This is a genomic window from Undibacterium sp. FW305-107, assembly GCF_058788535.1.
This window is the reverse complement of sequence record NZ_JBYTAV010000017.1, coordinates 1-18,667: the sequence shown is the minus strand read 5'-3', so window position 1 is coordinate 18,667 and position 18,667 is coordinate 1. Positions and strand designations below refer to the sequence as shown.

At 51.2% G+C, this 18,667-nt stretch carries 9 protein-coding genes; all 9 read left to right on the top strand.

The window, feature by feature from the left end; all coding sequences use genetic code 11:
* Positions 1-219: 219 nt before the first annotated feature.
* Positions 220-4,401, top strand: coding sequence for a YhdP family protein (locus AC3WQT_RS26930; RefSeq protein ID WP_492708809.1), 4,182 nt, complete (start codon positions 220-222; stop codon positions 4,399-4,401).
* Between the two features lie 43 nt (positions 4,402-4,444).
* Positions 4,445-5,239 (top strand): carbon-nitrogen hydrolase family protein, encoded by a 795-nt coding sequence (locus AC3WQT_RS26925; protein ID WP_492708808.1) that lies wholly within the window; start codon positions 4,445-4,447, stop codon positions 5,237-5,239.
* A 150-nt stretch (positions 5,240-5,389) separates the two neighbouring features.
* Positions 5,390-6,850 carry a metalloprotease TldD gene (gene tldD, locus AC3WQT_RS26920; RefSeq protein ID WP_492708806.1) on the top strand — a complete coding sequence of 487 codons (1,461 nt, stop codon included), beginning with the start codon at positions 5,390-5,392 and terminating at the stop codon, positions 6,848-6,850.
* A 43-nt stretch (positions 6,851-6,893) separates the two neighbouring features.
* Positions 6,894-7,661 carry a cellulose biosynthesis protein BcsQ gene (gene bcsQ, locus AC3WQT_RS26915; RefSeq protein WP_492708804.1) on the top strand — a complete coding sequence of 256 codons (768 nt, stop codon included), beginning with the start codon at positions 6,894-6,896 and terminating at the stop codon, positions 7,659-7,661.
* A gap of 336 nt (positions 7,662-7,997) precedes the next feature.
* Positions 7,998-8,489: a cellulose biosynthesis protein BcsD gene (gene bcsD, locus AC3WQT_RS26910; RefSeq protein WP_423012812.1), complete on the top strand. Its 492-nt coding sequence runs from the start codon at positions 7,998-8,000 to the stop codon at positions 8,487-8,489.
* Positions 8,490-8,530: 41 nt separating this feature from the next.
* The gene (bcsP, locus tag AC3WQT_RS26905; protein WP_492708801.1) at positions 8,531-9,340 is read left to right on the top strand and encodes a cellulose biosynthesis protein BcsP; all 810 of its coding nucleotides are present in this window, start codon (positions 8,531-8,533) and stop codon (positions 9,338-9,340) included.
* Entirely contained in the window at positions 9,337-10,104 is a 768-nt protein-coding gene (gene bcsQ, locus AC3WQT_RS26900) for a cellulose biosynthesis protein BcsQ (RefSeq protein ID WP_492708799.1), read from the top strand. The genes bcsP and bcsQ (AC3WQT_RS26900) overlap by 4 nt, the downstream gene beginning before the upstream one ends.
* A complete protein-coding gene (bcsA, locus tag AC3WQT_RS26895; protein WP_492708797.1) occupies positions 10,104-14,648 on the top strand; it encodes a UDP-forming cellulose synthase catalytic subunit in 4,545 nt (1,514 codons plus the stop codon). The genes bcsQ (AC3WQT_RS26900) and bcsA overlap by 1 nt, the downstream gene beginning before the upstream one ends.
* Before the next feature lie 157 nt (positions 14,649-14,805).
* The coding region (locus AC3WQT_RS26890) for a tetratricopeptide repeat protein (RefSeq protein WP_492708795.1) at positions 14,806-18,667 on the top strand (3,862 nt) is incomplete at its 3' end.

The following is an 18,667-nucleotide window of genomic DNA, read 5'->3' as shown; positions in this document are numbered from 1 at the left end:
TAAAAACAATGGACTTATACCTGATCGATGTGACGATTGCTAAATTAATAAAAAAATAGTCGGAGATGGTGCATTGAGTTGTTAGTATGTTTGAAATTTCGGGGTTTTGTGCTTATGCTTCCCAGCATGTGAGGATTTGCGCAAGAGCAATGAAGCTTGCTTATTTGCAACGCATGGTTTTTGCGCAAGTCTTACTTACAAATAAATTGAACATTAGCAATGACACAAGCAGATCAAGAACACATTGCTAACAACGCAGCCGAGGACAACAAGCCGGGGCATTTCTGGCGGCTTTGTCGCTTTACCTGGCGGACCTGCGACAAGAGCCTGCGTTTCACGTTCAGGCTGATACTTGCATTGTATTTCCTGTTTTGCATACTGGTGCTGGTATTGCGCTACGTACTGTTGCCCAATGTCGATAAGTACAAACCAGAGATAGAGCAGGCAATTTCAAGTTCACTGGGGAGGCAATTACAGATTGCCAATTTGCATGCATCCTGGCAAGGACTCAATCCGCAATTAATGCTGGAAAATGTCGTGCTGCATGACAAGCAAGGCGGACAGGCGCTGGTATTGCCTGAAGTTTCTGCAACCATGTCCTGGTGGACACTGGCAGTCGCGGATTTGCGTTTTGAACGTATTGTTATCAATAAGCCTGCTCTGGATATACAAAGGGATGCAGACGGCAAAATTTATGTGGGTGGTTTTCATATTGACCCAACTGCTGAAAGCAAGGGACAGGGATTGGATTGGGTGCTGGCCCAGCACGAGGTATTGATACGCAACGGTTCTGTGCGCTGGACAGATAAAATGCGCAATGCAACTGAGCTGAAATTGCCGGATGTCGATTTTCTTTTGCAAAACCAGTGGCGCCGCCACAGGTTTGCGCTTAAAGCCACACCTGATATCAGCCTGTCTGCACCATTGGATATCCGCGGTGATTTCCAGCATCCAGTTTTTGCCAAAAAGATTTCAGATTTTTCATTGTGGACTGGCGATCTCTATGCCGACCTGCGCCGTACTGATCTTGCAGCACTGAAAGCCTTTATAGATTACCCGGCAGATGTCAAAAAAGCCTATGGCTCGGTACGTGCCTGGCTGCATCTTGACAAGGGCAGGCTGGCTGACTTGACTGCAGACTTGAGTCTGGCAGATGTGCTAGGTAAGTTTCGCGCCGATTTACCGGAACTGGACATGGCCCTGGTCAGTGGTCGCCTGGTCGCCAGCGAAACGCAATCGGCAACACGCAAATTTTTGGCAGCGTTGATGGGGAAGGCTGGTCACAGTGTCTCGCTCATCAATTTTTCCATGCGCACCCGCGATGGACAGCAATTACCGGTGACCACTATCAAGGAAACATTTACACCGGGCGAAAAGGGACAGCCTGAAAAGGTAGAGTTATACGCCAAAACCCTGGATTTGCAGACCCTGGCAAATTTTGCCGAGCATCTGCCTTTACCTGCTGACCAGCGCCAGATGATGCTGGATTTTGCGCCCAAAGGACAACTCAAAGACTTCACTGCCAGATGGCAAGGGACTTATCCAGATGTCTCATCGTATAGCGTCAAAGGACAATTCATCGATTTGTCCATGACGGCGCAGCCAGCACAACTGGCCAGGGCAAAGACGGCAACTTCACCTGCAAAAGCTGCCGTGCCTGCCATACCGGGATTTGAAAACCTGTCGGGCAGCCTGGAGGCAAATGACAAGGGTGGCAGTTTCATACTGGATTCAAAAGACCTGTCTTTACGCCTGTCCAGCTATTTTGTTGATCCTGTCATGCCATTCTCGCGGCTGAACATGCATGCACAATGGCAGTTTGTCGAGCAGGACAAGCTGGTTTTCCAGATACATAAAATGGAAGCCCAGCAAGAGGGTATGCGTGCTGTTTTGTCCGGCAAGCACATCATGTCCATGCGCCATGGTGTTGATGCCCAGCCTGGTGAAGTTGATTTGACGGGCAGTATTTCCGGCTTTGACCTGAAGCAACTGGATCGCTACATCCCTGCTGGTGCAGAAGAGCATTTACGGCATTGGCTGCTGAATTCCATCCTGGGTGGCAAGGCCAATGATGTCAGTGTGCGTGTGCGCGGTGACTTGGCTTACTTTCCGTTTCATAACACGGATGGTAAAAAAGCCCATAAGGGTGAATTCCTGATCAAAGGCAATCTGGCTGGTGCCAAACTCGATTTTTCTGCCGGAGCCCTGAATGAAGAAGGCAAACCTCTATGGCCAGTCATTGAAGATATCAAGGGTGGCTTTGTCTTTGACAAGGCCAGGATGGAAATTACGGGGGACACTGCCAGAACTCTGGGTGTGGATCTCAAAAAAGTCAAAGCCATTATCCCTGATTTATCCCAGCATGGCGCCATTTTGAATATTGATGGTGCGGTCAGCGGCAGTTTGCAAAACATGCTGGCCTATGTTGGTGCCAGCCCGGTCAGTGGCTGGCTGGGACATTTTTTGAAAGAAGCCAAAACCTCAGCGCCGGCTGCCTTGCAATTGAAACTGCAATTACCACTCCAGCATTTGATTGAGTCTAAAGTTCTTGGTATTTTGCAATTCGCCAATAATGACGTGATTTTGCAGCCTGGTATCCCACAGGTAACAGGCTTGAACGGCAAACTGGAATTCAATGAAACGGGTGTTAATCTGGGTATGCTCAAAGGCATGGTACTTGGTGGCCCGGTACAGATCACTGGCGGCTCACAAAAAGATAATAGCGTCAAAGTCAAACTTGATGGCATGGTTACAGCCGAAGGTATACGCAAGATCATACCCGTCAGCATGATAGATAAAGTAGCTGACCGCATCAGTGGTGCCAGCCGTTATACCGCAAGCATTCATGTGAAAAAGCGCCAGCCAGAGATCATTATCGATTCAACGCTGTCAGGCATGTCCTTGAGTTTCCCTGCTCCTTTGAAAAAGAATACGGCAGAATCCATGCCTTTGCACTTTGAGCTGATGCCGCAGGCAGCCCAGGATGCACAGACCTTGCGCGATGAAATACGCGTCAGCCTTGGCAGTTCTATCAATACCAGATATTCCCGGCAAAAACAGGGCAATGGACCCTGGCAGGTATTGCGCGGCGGCATAGGCGTGAACGCACCTGCACCTGAACCTGATAGTGGCTTGAATGCCAATATAGAATTCAAGTCCCTGAATATCGACGAGTGGCGTCGTCTGATGTCAACGACGGCTGCGGCACCTCAGGCAAATGCAACAGGTGTAGAAAGGGACAGTGCGGAAGTCGACCTGGCACCCTATCTGGAGCCGACTACCATGGCGGCCAGAACGCCGCAATTGCATATCATGGGCAAGCAACTGGAGAATGTCGTTGTCGGTGTCTCTCGCCAGAATAAAGTCTGGCAGGCCAACATACATTCAAATCAGGTGGCTGGTTACCTGAGCTGGAGCGATGGTACGGGCGGACAAGGCTTGGGCAGCGTCACTGCGCGCCTGAGTAATCTCATTATCCCGCAGTCAGCAGCTGCCGATGTCAGTGAATTGCTGGAAGGGAAAAATACCACGACCCAGATACCTGGCCTGGACATTGTTGCTGAAAACTTTGAATTGTTTAATAAAAAGCTGGGCCATCTGGAATTACAGGCGGTGAATCAAATCATCAGCCAAGGGAACGGCGGCCGCGAATGGCAGATCAATAAGCTGCTGCTGAAAAATCCTGATGCAGACTTTACTGCTACCGGTAAATGGGCGAGTCAAGGTGGCGATGGACGTACCCAACTCAACTATGTGCTGGATATAGTCAATTCAGGCAAGCTGCTTGAGCGCCTTGGTTTTGCCGATGTCTTGCGCGGCGGCAAAGGTAAGCTGGAAGGGGAAGTGCAATGGAATGGTCTGCCTTTTGCCATGGATATACCGAGCATGAGTGGTCAGGTTAAGATGGTGCTTGCCAGCGGACAATTTTTGAAAGTGGACCCAGGTGCAGCGAAACTGTTAGGCGTACTTAGTCTGCAATCTTTGCCACGTCGTCTGACGCTGGATTTCCGCGATGTGTTTTCTGATGGCTTTGCCTTTGATTCAATAGCAGGTATTGCCCAGATACAGCAGGGTGTGGCAAAAACCGATAACCTGAAGATGCTGGGCGTGAATGCGACTGTGCTGCTGGAAGGAAATGCTGATATCGTCCGGGAAGCGCAAGACCTGCATGTAACCGTTATACCTGTTGTCAACGTAGGTACGGCTTCAGTCGTCTATGGTCTGGCTGTGAATCCAGTGATCGGTCTTGGCACTTTTCTTGCTCAGTTGTTTTTAAAGGAACCTTTGAGCAGGGCATTTACTTTTGAATACAAAGTCAGCGGCTCATGGAAAGAACCGACAGTGACTAAAATTGAAAATCGTGACAGCCCGTCAGCAATCAAGGCTGCAAGCAGGCCTTGAATCTTTCGACGATGCCATCACCATAAAAGATAGGGGGATTGATATGAAGATCGCAGCAATACAAATGATATCCACGCCAGGTCCGGTGGAAAATATAGCAACTGCCAGACGTTTGTTGCAAGAAGCTGCTGCATCTGGCGCGAAATTATTGCTACTGCCTGAATATTGGCCCTTGATGGGCTTGCAGGAGACAGACAAAGTAGATATTGCAGAAGTAGCCGGTGACGGTCCGCTGCAGACCTTTATGGCCGATATGGCCAGCAGCCTGGGCGTCTGGCTCATCGGCGGCACCATACCCTTGCAGGCGGATGAGCCAGGCAAGGTCTTGAATACTACGCTCGTCTATAACCCTCAGGGAGAGCAGATTGCGCGCTATGACAAGATTCATTTGTTTGGATTCAGCAAAGGTGAAGAGTCGTATGAAGAGGCGCGCACCATTGTGGCTGGTAACCAGATCAGCAGCTTTGATGCCGGTTTTGGTAAGGTTGCCCTCTCTATTTGCTATGACTTGCGCTTCCCTGAACTGTTCCGCGCGCTCGGAACCAGTTCTTTGATCGTCGTGCCTGCAGCCTTTACCTACACGACAGGCCAGGCACACTGGGAAATACTCTTGCGTGCCCGCGCCATAGAAAACCAGTGCTATGTACTGGCTTGCGGCCAGGGCGGCAAGCATGTCAATGGTCGCCGTACCTGGGGCCACAGCATGCTGATTGATCCCTGGGGTAAAGTCGTCAATGTACTGGAAGAAGGTGAGGGCATCGTCATCGGTGACATCGATGAAAGCCTGATTGCCAGCATACGCGAAAGTTTGCCAGCATTGCGCCACCGCAAGTTATGAAGGATGGCAAGACCTAAGCTGACAGCATCCTGAGTATGCAACCCAGCGATTGCTGCAGATGCTCTACAATGTAAGTGTGTGCGCCTGTTTTTGATAACAAATTTTGCTACCAAAGTGCGCTGTTGATTCGCTGTATAAATAATTTATTCTATGACACCATTTGAACCCGCTTTAAACCACCTCGCTGTTGCACGTGATATTTTGCTGACCCCTTTTGGCCTGGACGAAGCCAAACTCAGCAAGGTGCTGGCCAGTATGTTCACTCACAAGGTGGATTATGCCGATCTGTACTTCCAGTTCACGCGCAATGAAGGCTGGAGTCTGGAAGAAGGAATAGTCAAGACAGGTAGTTTTTCTATCGATCAGGGTGTAGGTGTGCGCGCTGTCTCTGGTGATAAAACCGCATTCTCTTACTCTGATGAAATATCCGAGCAAGCCTTGTTTGATGCAGCCAAGGCAACCCGTACTATTGCCCGTCAGGGTTCTGGCAAAATCCAGGTCGCATCCAGCCTGCAAGGTCTGGATAGCCGCTCTTTGTATTTGCGTGATGACCCATTGCATTCCATGGACGCCAATCAAAAAGTCCAGTTGCTGGAAAAATTGGAAAAAATCGCCAGAGCCAAGGACCCACGCATAGTACAAGTCATGGCGGGCATGGCAGGTGAGTATGATGTGGTGCTGGTGGCCCGCAGTGATGGTGTAATAGCTGCCGATATCCGTCCTTTGGTGCGTGTCTCGCTGACTGTCATCGCAGAACAAAATGGCCGTCGTGAAATGGGCACCAGCGGTGGTGGTGGACGTTATGATTATTCGTATTTCACTGATGCGTTGCTCGAGCAATATGCAGATGAAGCCGTGAAGTCTGCCCTGGTGAATCTGGAAGCACGTCCTGCTCCGGCAGGCCCTATGACCGTGGTACTTGGCCCAGGCTGGCCGGGCGTACTGCTGCATGAAGCGATAGGTCATGGCCTGGAAGGGGATTTCAACCGCAAAGGCTCAAGCACATTCTCTGGCCGCATAGGTCAGCGTGTGGCTGCCAAAGGTGTGACGGTTGTTGATGATGGCACGATGTTGAATCGTCGCGGTTCTCTGAATATGGATGACGAAGGCAACCCTACCCAGTGCACGACATTGATTGAAGACGGTATCCTGAAAGGCTACATGCAGGACACCATGAATGCACGCCTGATGAACATGCCGGTGACGGGCAATGCGCGACGTGAATCCTTTGCACACCTGCCTATGCCCCGCATGACCAATACTTACATGCTGGCCGGTGACAAGGACCCTGAAGAAATCCTGGCGTCTGTAAAAAATGGCCTCTACGCCGTCAACTTTGGCGGTGGCCAGGTCGATATAACGAATGGCAAGTTCGTATTTTCAGCCAGTGAAGCCTATATGATAGAAAACGGCAAGCTCACCTATCCGGTCAAGGGGGCTACCCTGATTGGCAATGGCCCTGAAGTCTTGAATCATGTCAGCATGATAGGTAATGACCTGCGCCTTGATTCCGGGATCGGCGTCTGCGGTAAGGAAGGTCAAAGTTTGCCGGTAGGTGTGGGCCAGCCCAGTCTGCGCATAGAAGGTTTGACCGTTGGGGGAACTGCCTGATGGCCTGTGTCAAGCCATGTATTGACAAGCCGGGGTTGCACGCATGATCGTGATTGCCATCGTCTCTGCGAAAGGCGGGGTCGGCAAGACCACGATCACTGCCAATCTGGGTGTAGGTATGGCGCAGCGTGGTTTTCCTGTCACCGTTATTGATCTCGATCCGCAAAATGCCATGCAATGGCATCTCGGTGGTCTGGAGCAGGGCGAGACAAATGGCATCAGCCTATTGACTGCAGCGCGTGCCAAGCTGATGGATGCCTGCTACACCAGCCAATTTGGATTGAACTTCATCCCTTTTGGTAATGGCGGCGAAAAACAGCGCATGCGCTTTGAAGACATGCTGGAGCAGCAAGAGCCATGGCTGCGCAAGAAACTGCAGGCGGCAAAATTGCCAGCCAATGCCATCGTTTTGCTTGATACTCCACCGGGCCCTTCTGTCTATCTGAAACAGGCCATTCATGCGGCAGATTTTTTGCTGGTGGTGGTGCTGGCAGATGCTGCTTCGTATTCCACTTTGCCAGAGATGGAAGAGTTGATTTCTACCTATGGCCACAGAAGTCAGGCTGACGTTGGTTCAGCCTATATTGTCAACCAGGGCTCGCAACGGCAACTGGCACAAGATGTCGTTGCCCTGATTGCCGACAGGTTGGGTGAACGCATGGTTCCCTTCATCGTCCAGGAAAGTCCGCAAGTCGAGGAAGCGCTCGCTTATGAGCGTCCGGTACTCGAATACAAGCCGGACAATCCTGCGTCTTTAAGCATACAAAAAATCATAGACTGGTTGCTGGCCGGGTTGACGGGTGGACGCTGAGATTTCAATTGCGTGAGCATGCTGAAATTCTTCAGGTTCTATCACCATATTACTGTTTTTTGTGGACACGCTTGCCTACATTGGTAAGTGTGTGTTGCTTAGTGCAAAAACCAATAAATTGCGCGTTTTAGCTCAACAATTGTGAAAATGGTTTGCAAAATAATTAAATTTTTATAAATGCTTGGTCTTATTATTAATTGTTGACATTTCACCATTCATATAGGCTGGACTAGCAATAAAGGCGAGTGGTAAAGTCGCAACGAATCAACACTCTCTATGATTTGCGTGTCACGATAGTAGCCATAGAGAAAAAGTTAACGCAAAGGTGCAATAAGCATGTCGACAAATACTATTCGTTATTACGAAGAGCAGCAGTGCTCAGTCCAGTGGAGATCTTTCCTGGGAGCATTTTCTGCTGAATTCGCCTCCAAGGGCGAACCCGGAGATTTGCGTGCATTCATGCACCAGTTGGGCCGCACCATGGCAGCAGGTTTTCATGTGAATGATGGCAGTAGTCTGCAAGCGCTGGAAGCGTGCATGAATCAGGTCTGGTCCGAAATGAACTGGGGCTGGGTCGAGCTGGTGGAAGAAGCCGATGCTCTGGTGGTTGCCCATCATGCTTCGCCACTGAAAGTAGCGTTCGGCGAAAATGCTCTGGACTGGTCGCCAGCTTTGCTGGAAGGTGTTTATGCACAGTGGTTCGATGGCCTGGGCATGGATAAGTCCTTGCGCCTGACGCAGCGTGCCGGGGTTTTCGAAGATGGGCAGTTATTTGTATTTGATTTGAAGAAGCAGTCAGAAGAACCGTCTTATTTTACACGTCGTTAATTTGATCGTGACGCTGCAAGTAACCGGAGCTGGTGGACATTATGGATGATGACGTAAAAAATCTTTTTCAGAAATTTGGACAATCGACAGATGCTTATCGCGAAATTAATCGTGATGCAGATAGCGAACTGGCGAGACAACGCTGGCCCTTGTTGCGCGACGTGCATCTGCATGCGGGGCCAGCTCCTGTCCGTGTACAACATCGTGAAGAGGAACAAGCTGCGCCAGTGCAGTTGAATGACAGTCCATTTCGCCCCGCTGCTGCGAAAACTGCAACGAGCAGATCAGCGGCAGTCAAAGCCAGCCCCGTACAAGCTGCACCTGAGGTTCACGCAAATATCAAGCACAATTCACAATTGCCCTTAAAGCAAATGTTGATGCAAAAAACTGCAGCCGAAGAGCAAGAGCCTGCGGCAGAAGCAGCATCACCATTTTTATCAAGAATTTTGCCCGCAGCATCAAAGCAAAGTGCGGCGAATCAAAAAGAATCTGTGAGCAGTGGCTTGTTTTCCAGCAGGGCACAAGCAGCATCAGTACCTGCACCGGCCCGTGAAGTTGAAGCGCCAGCGCATGTTGCGCCCGGTATTGCTCCGATTTCCAGTGTACGCAAACCTGTGAGCGTCGCTCCTGCAGCTACCTTCATACATAACATACCTGCAGCGCACGCGATGCCGGTGAAACAAGCACATGAGCATGTTGAAGAGTCACGTAATCAAAGCGTGAAGACCAAATCCGCCGCCAAAGACCAGCCTGTCAGCGCAGTCTTTGGTCGTCTGGCTGGCAAGCAGGAAGAAGCCAAGCCAGCCGATACAGGTACCAATTCATTTTTTAAAAAAATATTTAAACCATGAGGGTAGTTGCCGTCATTTCTCCCAAGGGTGGGGTAGGTAAAACTACCGTCACCGCCAATCTGGCGACATCCCTGGCCCGTCTTGGTCCTCGTATCACCATACTGGACCTGGACCCACAAAATGCACTCAGATTGCATTTTGGTATGGCACATGATGATGCCAGCGGTATTGCGCAGCAAGAAACGATGGACAGTGGCTGGACAGATGTTTTGTTTGAAAGCGCTTATGGTGTTGATTTTCTGCCTTATGGCAGTGTGGATGAAGCTCAGCGCGCAGTTTTTGAGCAAGAAATCAAGGCCAATCCCAAGTGGCTGGCAAAACGGCTTGCTTCTCTGAATCTGGCAGAAAACAGTGTAGTCCTGATCGACACGCCACCTGGCCCCAGTATTTATTTACAACAGGTACTGCATGCTGCCAATTATGCGCTGGTGGTGTTAAAGCCGGATGCAGCTTCTTATTCAACGATTCCATCCATAGAATCACTGATTGAATATTACTGTGCCGACCGCAAGGAATTTCTGGGTTATTGCTACTTGTTGAATCAGATGGATGCAGCAAAACAATTGAGCCGCGATGTTTTTGGCATGTTGCGCAGCAGTCTGGGTAAACGCTTTATACCGGTCACCATTCATAAAGATGAAGCAGTCAGTGAAGCACTGGCTTGCCAGACGCCGGTGTCATATTACTCCCAGCATTGTTCTGCCACCCATGATATGCAAGAGCTGACGGCCTGGCTGCAAACGAATTTCAGATTGGTTGACTAATGCGCTCGATACTTAACTCCCGATATCTCTACGGTCGCCTCAACGACCTGGGGCGTGCCATGGTCAACTGGCCAGGCTGGGAGCGCAAGACGCCACGCTTTCTGGCTTTGATGGTGGCAATTTTTTTGTACTGGACCAGTATCAGCATCCCGCTGGATTTGCCGCTGCAAACACTGTTTTCCATCATCATTTTCAGTACTGCGCTGTATCTGCGCCGGTATACCGGTACGTTGATTTCACTGGTGATGGTGATGTTTTCCATCAGTGCTACCAGTCGCTATATCTATTGGCGTATCACATACACCATAGGCACAGACAATCTGATCGACCTGTTTTTTGCGCTGGTACTGATCATGGCTGAGGTGTATGCCTGGCTGGTGCTGCTGTTGGGCTATTTGCAAACCGCCTGGCCATTAAAGCGCAAGCCTGTAATGATGCCACCAGACACATCGACCTGGCCTACCATCGATCTGTTCATCCCCAGCTATAACGAAGACCTGAGTGTGGTCAAGCCTACTGTGCTGGCGGCGATGGGCATAGACTGGCCCAAAGACAAGCTCAATATCATTATCCTGGATGATGGACGCCGTCCTGCTTTTGCCGAATTTGCAAAATCTGTGGGTGTCCAGTGTTTTACCCGTGCCGATAATAATCATGCGAAGGCCGGTAATATCAATGCTGCACTGAAGCGCACTACGGGCGATTTCGTCGCCATCTTCGATTGCGATCACATGCCGACGCGCTCGTTTTTGCAATATACGATGGGCTGGTTTCTGGTTGATCCCAAGCTGGCCATGGTACAGACCCCCCATCATTTCCTGTCGCCAGACCCGTTTGAGCGCAATTTGCAAACCTTCCGCAATGTGCCGAATGAAGGCGAGCTGTTTTACGGCCTGATACAGGATGGTAATGATTTGTGGAATGCGACTTTCTTCTGTGGTTCCTGCGCCATTCTGCGCCGCACCTACCTAGAAGAAGTTGGTGGCATTGCGGTTGAAACCGTGACTGAAGATGCCCACACTGCGTTGAAAATGCAGCGTCTTGGCTACAACACCGCCTATCTGGCGCTGCCACAGGCTGCAGGTTTGGCGACCGAAAGTTTGTCTGCCCACGTCGGTCAGCGTATACGCTGGGCTCGTGGTATGGCGCAGATTTTCCGTACTGATAATCCCTTGCTTGGCAAGGGGCTCAGTTTTGGCCAGCGGCTTTGTTATAGCAATGCCATGCTCCATTTCTTTTATGGCTTGCCGCGCATGGTGTTTTTGCTGGCGCCGTTGTCGTACCTGTTCTTTGAAGTGCATATCATCAAGGCCTCGGCCCTGTCGATTGCGGCATATTCCTTGCCGCATCTCCTGCATGCCAATCTGACCAACTCCCGCATACAGGGTGCGCACCGGCATTCTTTCTGGGCCGAGGTGTATGAGGCAACGCTGGCCTGGTATATCTTCCGCCCCACGCTGGTGGCGCTGATCAACCCCAAACTGGGTAAGTTCAACGTGACTGCCAAAGGTGGTCTGGTTGAGCAAGAGCATTTTGACTGGTCTATCTCCAAGCCCTATCTGATCATGTTGGGCATGAATATATTGGGTTTCTTTGTCGGCATAGGCCGGGCAGTGTGGTGGAATACCTACGAGATGGATACCGTTATCCTCAATATGCTGTGGACGATTTATAACCTGGTCATCCTAGGTGCAACACTGGCTGTGGCCACGGAGTCCAAGCAGGTCAGGCGTACCCACAGGGTCAGGGCAGTATTGAATGCCACCCTGCGTTTGAATAATGGACATTCTATAGTCTGCCGTACTGAGGATTTTTCCATGGGTGGCATGTCTTTCCGCGTACCTGAAGGTTTTCAGATGCACAAGGAAGAAGACTTGATGGTCTCCCTGTACGGCACCAACGGTGAATCAGTATTCCCGGCCAAGACCGTGTTCTTCAAGGATAATCTGCTCAGCGTGCAATTCATGCCGCTCGATTTGCAGCAAGAAATGGATTTGATCAATTGCACCATAGGCCGAGCCGACGTCTGGCTCAGCTGGTCAAATGACAGGGATATCGACCACCCACTGAATGGTTTGAAAGAAATCGCATACCACAGCATGCGCGGCTTCAGCAGGTTTGGTACCAGTATCAGGCAATACGTAGCGGAAAGAACAGGGCATATGAATAAAATAAATGAGGCGTCCATCGTGAAAACCATAGTGACAAATGTTCGGGCAAAATTATCGCGTAAAGGCAGTAGCACGGCCCTGGCCATCCTTTGCGGCCTGACGAGTGTAGTACATCATGATGACGTGATGGCCAAATCCAAGCATGCCAGCGCCTCTGCCAGTGCACAGGCTGTCGCAACTGAAAAAGTGGCTTTGGAAGACTTGCAGCCGACTTCGGTGATCGGTGGTCAAAAGACTTATAACATCAGCCTGAAGGACATGATAGGCGTCAGCTCCAGCGTTGAACTGCGCGGTACGGAAGGGGAGCGCTCCTTCCCCTTCACAGTACGCAGCGACGAAGTGATCACTGCTGCCAAGGTCAAATATGGCATTGCCTATTCACCGGCATTATTGCCTGACCTGTCCCATATACAGGTGCTGGTCAATAATGAACTGGTCAGCGTCGTAGCCCTACCTAAAGAAACCTCCAAAGGCATCGTGCGTGAAGATGTCATCGATCCACGTTTTTTTGCTGACTTCAACCAACTCAGCTTCAAGCTCATCGGCCATTACACCAGGGATTGTGAAGACCCTTATCACTCCAGCCTGTGGGCCAAGCTCAGCCACACGACCAATCTGGAATTGACAGTTTCCCCTCTGACCCTGGCGAATGACCTGGGCATGTTGCCGGCACCATTCTTTGACAGGCGCGACAACAAATTGCTGGAACTGCCTTTCATCCTGCCAGCCACACCATCACTGGAAGTCTTGCGCAATGCTGGTGTGGTTGCCTCCTGGTTTGGTCATCTGTCTTCTTACCGTGGTGCGCGTTTTCCTATTGAAGCGAATACACTGCCACGTGGTAATGCTGTCTTGTTTGCCACTGCCAACGAAGCACCGGCAGGTGTGACCTTGCCAGCGATTGCAGGGCCAACCCTGGCTATCATGGCTAACCCGGCCAATCCTAAGGCCAAATTGTTGCTGGTGCTGGGACGTGACGTCAATGAACTCAAGATTGCCGTGCAGGCGCTGACCATGGGCCAGATGGCCATGTCTGGTGAGTCTGCCCTGATCAAGAACCTTAAAGAAATCGACCCACGCAAAGCTTATGATGCGCCAAAGTGGCTGCCTACCGACAGGCCAGTCAAATTTGGTGAGCTGGCTGCGCCACCAGCCCTGAAAGTCAATGGCTTGACCCCTGACCTGATCCGCGTCAACCTGCGCGTTGCACCTGACTTGTTCACCTGGCAAAAAGAAGGTGTGCCTATCGATCTCCGTTATCGCTTCACACCACGTCCTACGGTAGACAAATCAACGCTGAACATCGGTATCAATGATGAATTCGTGCGCTCCCTGCCTTTGTCTGGTACCCAAGTAGAAAAAGGCAAGATCAAGGAATCGGTCATGCTGTTCTTCAAGGATGGTCAGCGTTATGCCCAGGATGAAATCCAGGTGCCGACTTTCCGCATCGGTGCAGAAAACCAGTTGCAGTTCCACTTCTTTTACGATTACCCAAAACAAGGCGCGTGTAAAGATGTCTACCTGGACAATGTGCGCTCTGCGATAGACCCGGATTCGACCATCGATTTCTCGAATATGCCGCACTATGCAGCGATGCCTAATCTGGCGTATATGGCAAATGCCGGTTTCCCGTTCACCCGTATGGCAGATCTGGCGCAAACCGCCATCGTCATGCCGGACAGGCCAAATACACAAGAGATGGAATTGTTCCTGAATGTCATGGGCCGTATGGGTGAGTCCACCGGTTACCCAGTACTTAATAGCAGTCTGATCCGTGGTGCTGATGTTGAAAAACATAGCGATAAAGATTTCCTGCTGATTGGTACCAGCGGCAACCTGCCCTTGCTCAAGCAATGGTCAAAATACATGCCCATGAGCATGGATGAAAACGGCAACCGCCTGCAACTGCCTACAGGTTTCCTGCGTCTCGTTACACGCTGGGCTGGCCGTGATCTCGACACCATGGAACGCCACGCAGGTGAAATGCTGGCCAAGACTGGTAATGCCTTTGGTGCCATGATGCAGTTTGAATCACCTTTGTCCAGCGGCCATAGCGTGATTGTCATGACCTCTGGCGACTCGACCAGTCTGGCTGACCTGACGACGGGTTTGAACAAGGCTGATTTGCGTAGCAAATTCCAGGGTGATCTGGTGCTTATCAAGGGCGACCGTATCGCCAATGCACAGATAGGTGAAACCTATTATTCCGGTAGCTTGCCTTGGTGGACATGGCTCAAATGGCATTTGTCTACCCAGCCTTTCATCATGATTATTTTCCTGATGCTGGCCTCGCTGATTGCTGCGACCATGCTGTTCCGTTTCTTGCGTAAAAAGGCGGCATCCCGCCTGGCGCTGGAAGATAAAAAGAAATAATTGAAATGGATTGAGAGGGGCAGCGTGCTATCTGAAGAGTAAAATATGTAGATAGCGCTGCCCATTTCCTTGATTTAAAACCTGACACAGTGCTGATTTTCTGAGGTGACGATAAAGAAGCTGACTCACAGAAAAAAGCGATCATTAGGGGAAGTAAATGGTCTTCAAGAAGAAAGCGATAGTATTTGCGCTTTTGACGGTTTTTTTTGAGAGCGAAACTGCGTTTGCGCAATCAGCTTTGACACAGCAATTGAAAGAACAGGCGCAATTCTGGCAACAACGTGGTCGCGATGACAATGCGGCAGATATCTGGCGCAAGTTGCTGAAGGTCGACGCCAATAATATCGATGCCTTGATGGCATTGTCCATACTCGAAGCCAAGGCAGGTAATCCTGAGCAGGCCAAAACCTATTTTTCGCGCCTGCGTGGTACGCAGGCAAGTTCAGCCCAAATACGTAACGTTGAACAGGCATTGCGCCAGGGTAGCAATGGTGGTGCAGGTCAGCTGGAAAATGCCCGCATGCTTGCCAGGCAAGGCGATACTGAGGCAGCCGTTGATGCCTACAAACAGATAGGTGACCCATCCAAACTCAAAGGCGACGCCGCGTTCGAATATTTTCAGGTATTGGGCGGCACCAAGAATGGCCATGCCGAAGCCCGCAAGGGATTGGAAAAGCTTAACAAGGAAAATCCAGGCAACAGCAAGTATGCACTCGCCTATGCCCAGGTACTGACTTACCGTGAGCCCAGCAGGGTAGAGGGCATGGCCTTGCTCGAAGGACTGAGCAGCAGGCCCGATGTCGGCAAACAAGCGACAGAATCCTGGCGTCAGTCACTGAGTTGGATGGGCATGAAGCCGGAAAATGCCAAATACTTCAACCATTACCTCGAAAAACATCCGGATGACCAGCTCATCCGGGACAGGATGGCAGGTTTGAGCAAGCCTGCGGCAGTCACGCCACCAGTAGTGCAAACTGCACAAATTGCAAAGCCAGCAGAGATAAAGCTCGCAGACAAGCCTGTGAAGGTTGAGAAGACCGATAAGACTGAGAAGAGCGATAAGACTGAGAAGGCTGAGAAGACTGAGAAAGCCGCTCCAAAACCCAAGCCGGTCACAGAAAATCCCATAGAGAAAAGCCGCATCGCCGGTTTCAAGGCGCTGGAAGACAATGAGATCGAGGCTGCAGAAACCGAGTTCCAGGGCCTGATCAAAAACTATCCCAAAAATCCCATAGGCTATGGCGGCATGGGACTGGTCAAGATGCGTCAGGAAGAATTCATAGAGGCGCGTGGCTTTTTACATAAGGCGGTTGAGTATTCACCTGCACAGTCCAAGGACCAATGGAAGCAAGCCTCTGACGATGCCAGCTACTGGGCAACCGTGGCAGAAGCCAGGAATGCCTTTGAAGACGGTGACAGCACCAAGGGCATTGATTTCCTGCGCAAGGCCATCGCCCTGAATAGCAAGGAACCTGCCGGTATTCTGCAACTCGCTGATGCCTTGCAGGCAGAGAACGATTTAAAAGGTGCAGAGGAAAATTACCGCCGCGTGCTTGATGCAGATAAAACCAATATTCGCGCGCTGGATGGTGTGATTGGCGTATTGGTTTTGCAAAAACGCATTACTGATCTGGAAGCGCTGAGCAGCATCATGTTGCCGCGTCATCTGGCCATCATCGCCAACCTGAAGTCAGAAGATTTGTGGAATAAGGCCAAAGCTGCTGAGGCTGCAGGTGACATCAACACAGCACAAAAAATGCTGGAAGATGCCATCATGATCAAGCCTGACAATGCCTGGCTGCGCATGGCGTTGGCCAGAATTTATCTGAAGCGTGATATGCCAGGCCAGGCAAGAGCCCTGATAGAGGCCATGACCAATGTTGAGGCAGCGGATCCAGAAGCACTCTATGTCAGTGCCTTGCTCAGTGAAATGCAGCAACTCTGGTGGGAAGCCTTGAATACGCTGGAAAGAGTACCCACAGCTTCGCGTAAGAAGGAAATGGTGGATCTGCAAAAACGCCTGTGGATCAGAGTACAGATAGACCGCATCACCTTGCTGGCCAGGCGCGGCAATACCAGCTTGGCGAGTGACATATTGACACAGGTAGAACAGGTCGCCGGCAACGATATGGAATTCACCGGCACCATGGCGAATCTGTATATACAGTTGGGCAACAAGGAACGTGGTTACGCCATGTTGCGCGAGGCTGTGCAAAATACGCCCAAACCGGCGGCAGGTTTGCTCTTGCAATATGCTGGCACCCTGATGCAGGCAAACCAGGAAGGTGAGCTCGAAGCCGTCATGCGCCGGGTAGCCGCCATGCCCAATCTGCAAGAGGCAGAAATTACCGCCTTCACCCAACTGCAAAGGGTATTGGCCATGCGCTATGCCGAGCGTGCGCGTGAAGCAGGCGATTATGCAACGGCCTATGCCTACATACAGCCCATGCTGATTGCCACGCCTGATGACGAGATGCTGCTGCTGACCCTGGCCCGTATTTATACGGCGTCAGGCGATAGCGCGTCAGCGCGGGAATTGTATGTCAAGGTATTGCAAAGCGATCCAGAAAACCCTGAAGTCTTGCAAGGCCTGGTCTATGCCGCAATGGAAGCACGTGATCTCAACAATGCAGAAAAATACCTGAGTGTATTGCTGCGCCAGGAACCTGATAATCCGCGTTACCTGGCACTGGCAGGCAATGTCGCCAGGGCACAGGGAAATAATAGCCGCGCCCTCAGTTATTTCAAAAAAGCGCTGGCACTCGAACAGGCACAAAAAACTGTGGTCGGCTCAGGCCCGAATGGTTTGCGTCTGGTGGATACTGCACCAGCCAGTACGGTAAACGATTTCAAGGTGAATCCTTTTGCGGACCGCAAAGCTGGTGGCGCAGCTCAGGGACAAGGGCCGGTACAGGGACAACAACCCCAGTTAAAAACGGTAGCACCAACTATAATGCCAGGGCCAGTCCTGAAGGAGGCACCAGCCAGTAATTTTACCGGTGGCATATTTGCACCTGTCGGCAAACCACTGACAGCACCACCTGCATCAGGCGCAGCACCACTTAATAATGTAACGCCTGGTAGCGCGGTGCCCAAGGCTATTCCAAGTCTGCCTGTTGCCCCCAAAATTCAGCCTGCCCCGGCCAGCACGCCAGCGGGTTCGACACCGCCACCTGCAAATCCTTTACAGCCCAAGATGCCAACGGCGGTGGGTGCACCACCAGAGCCAAACCGTGGCAGGCCAGATACATACAGCAATGGCGCGACCATGCAAAGCCCTTATCCTGAAGGGCAAACCATGCTGGCACAATACACCCCAGCTACGCCATATGTACCGCCCAAAGCCAGCTACGCGGCGCCCGTGCCGGTGCCTCAGCAATATGCGGTAAGTAATAGCAAAGCGAGGTCAGTCAAGGCCGCAAATGTGAGCGCAGAAGAAGCAGCCTTGCTGAAAGAAATAGACGCCATCAACGAACTGAAGCGCACAGAAGTATCAGTAGAAGTGGCGACCAGGACGCGCAGCGGAGAAAAAGGCCTGTCCGCGTTGACAGATATAGAAATCCCGATAGAAGCCCGCATCAACACCCTTGGTCTGGGCCAGTTTGGTCTCAAAATCATCCCCGTTGTCGTGGATGCAGGAACCCTGTATCTGAATGATCCCGCTATTTCAGGCCAGTTTGGCCGCAATGCCATCGTGGTAGAGCGCGCCAGATACGGCAAAGTCCCGTTCACCACCATCGCCCGCCAGCAAGGTCTGTCCAACGTCGCCACACTCGACGAAGAAGCCAAAGGCGTCGCCCTCAACCTCAGCTACGAAATTGCCGGTGTCAGGGCAGACATAGGCTCCAGCCCCATAGGTTTCCCCGTCCAGAATGTTGTTGGTGGCTTGCGCTGGAGTGGCAGCGATGATGGAGCCAGCTTAGGCATAGAAATCGCCAGACACTCCGTCACCGACAGCTACCTCTCCTATGCCGGTGCCAAAGACAGCCTCTACGGACTCACCTGGGGTGGCATCACCC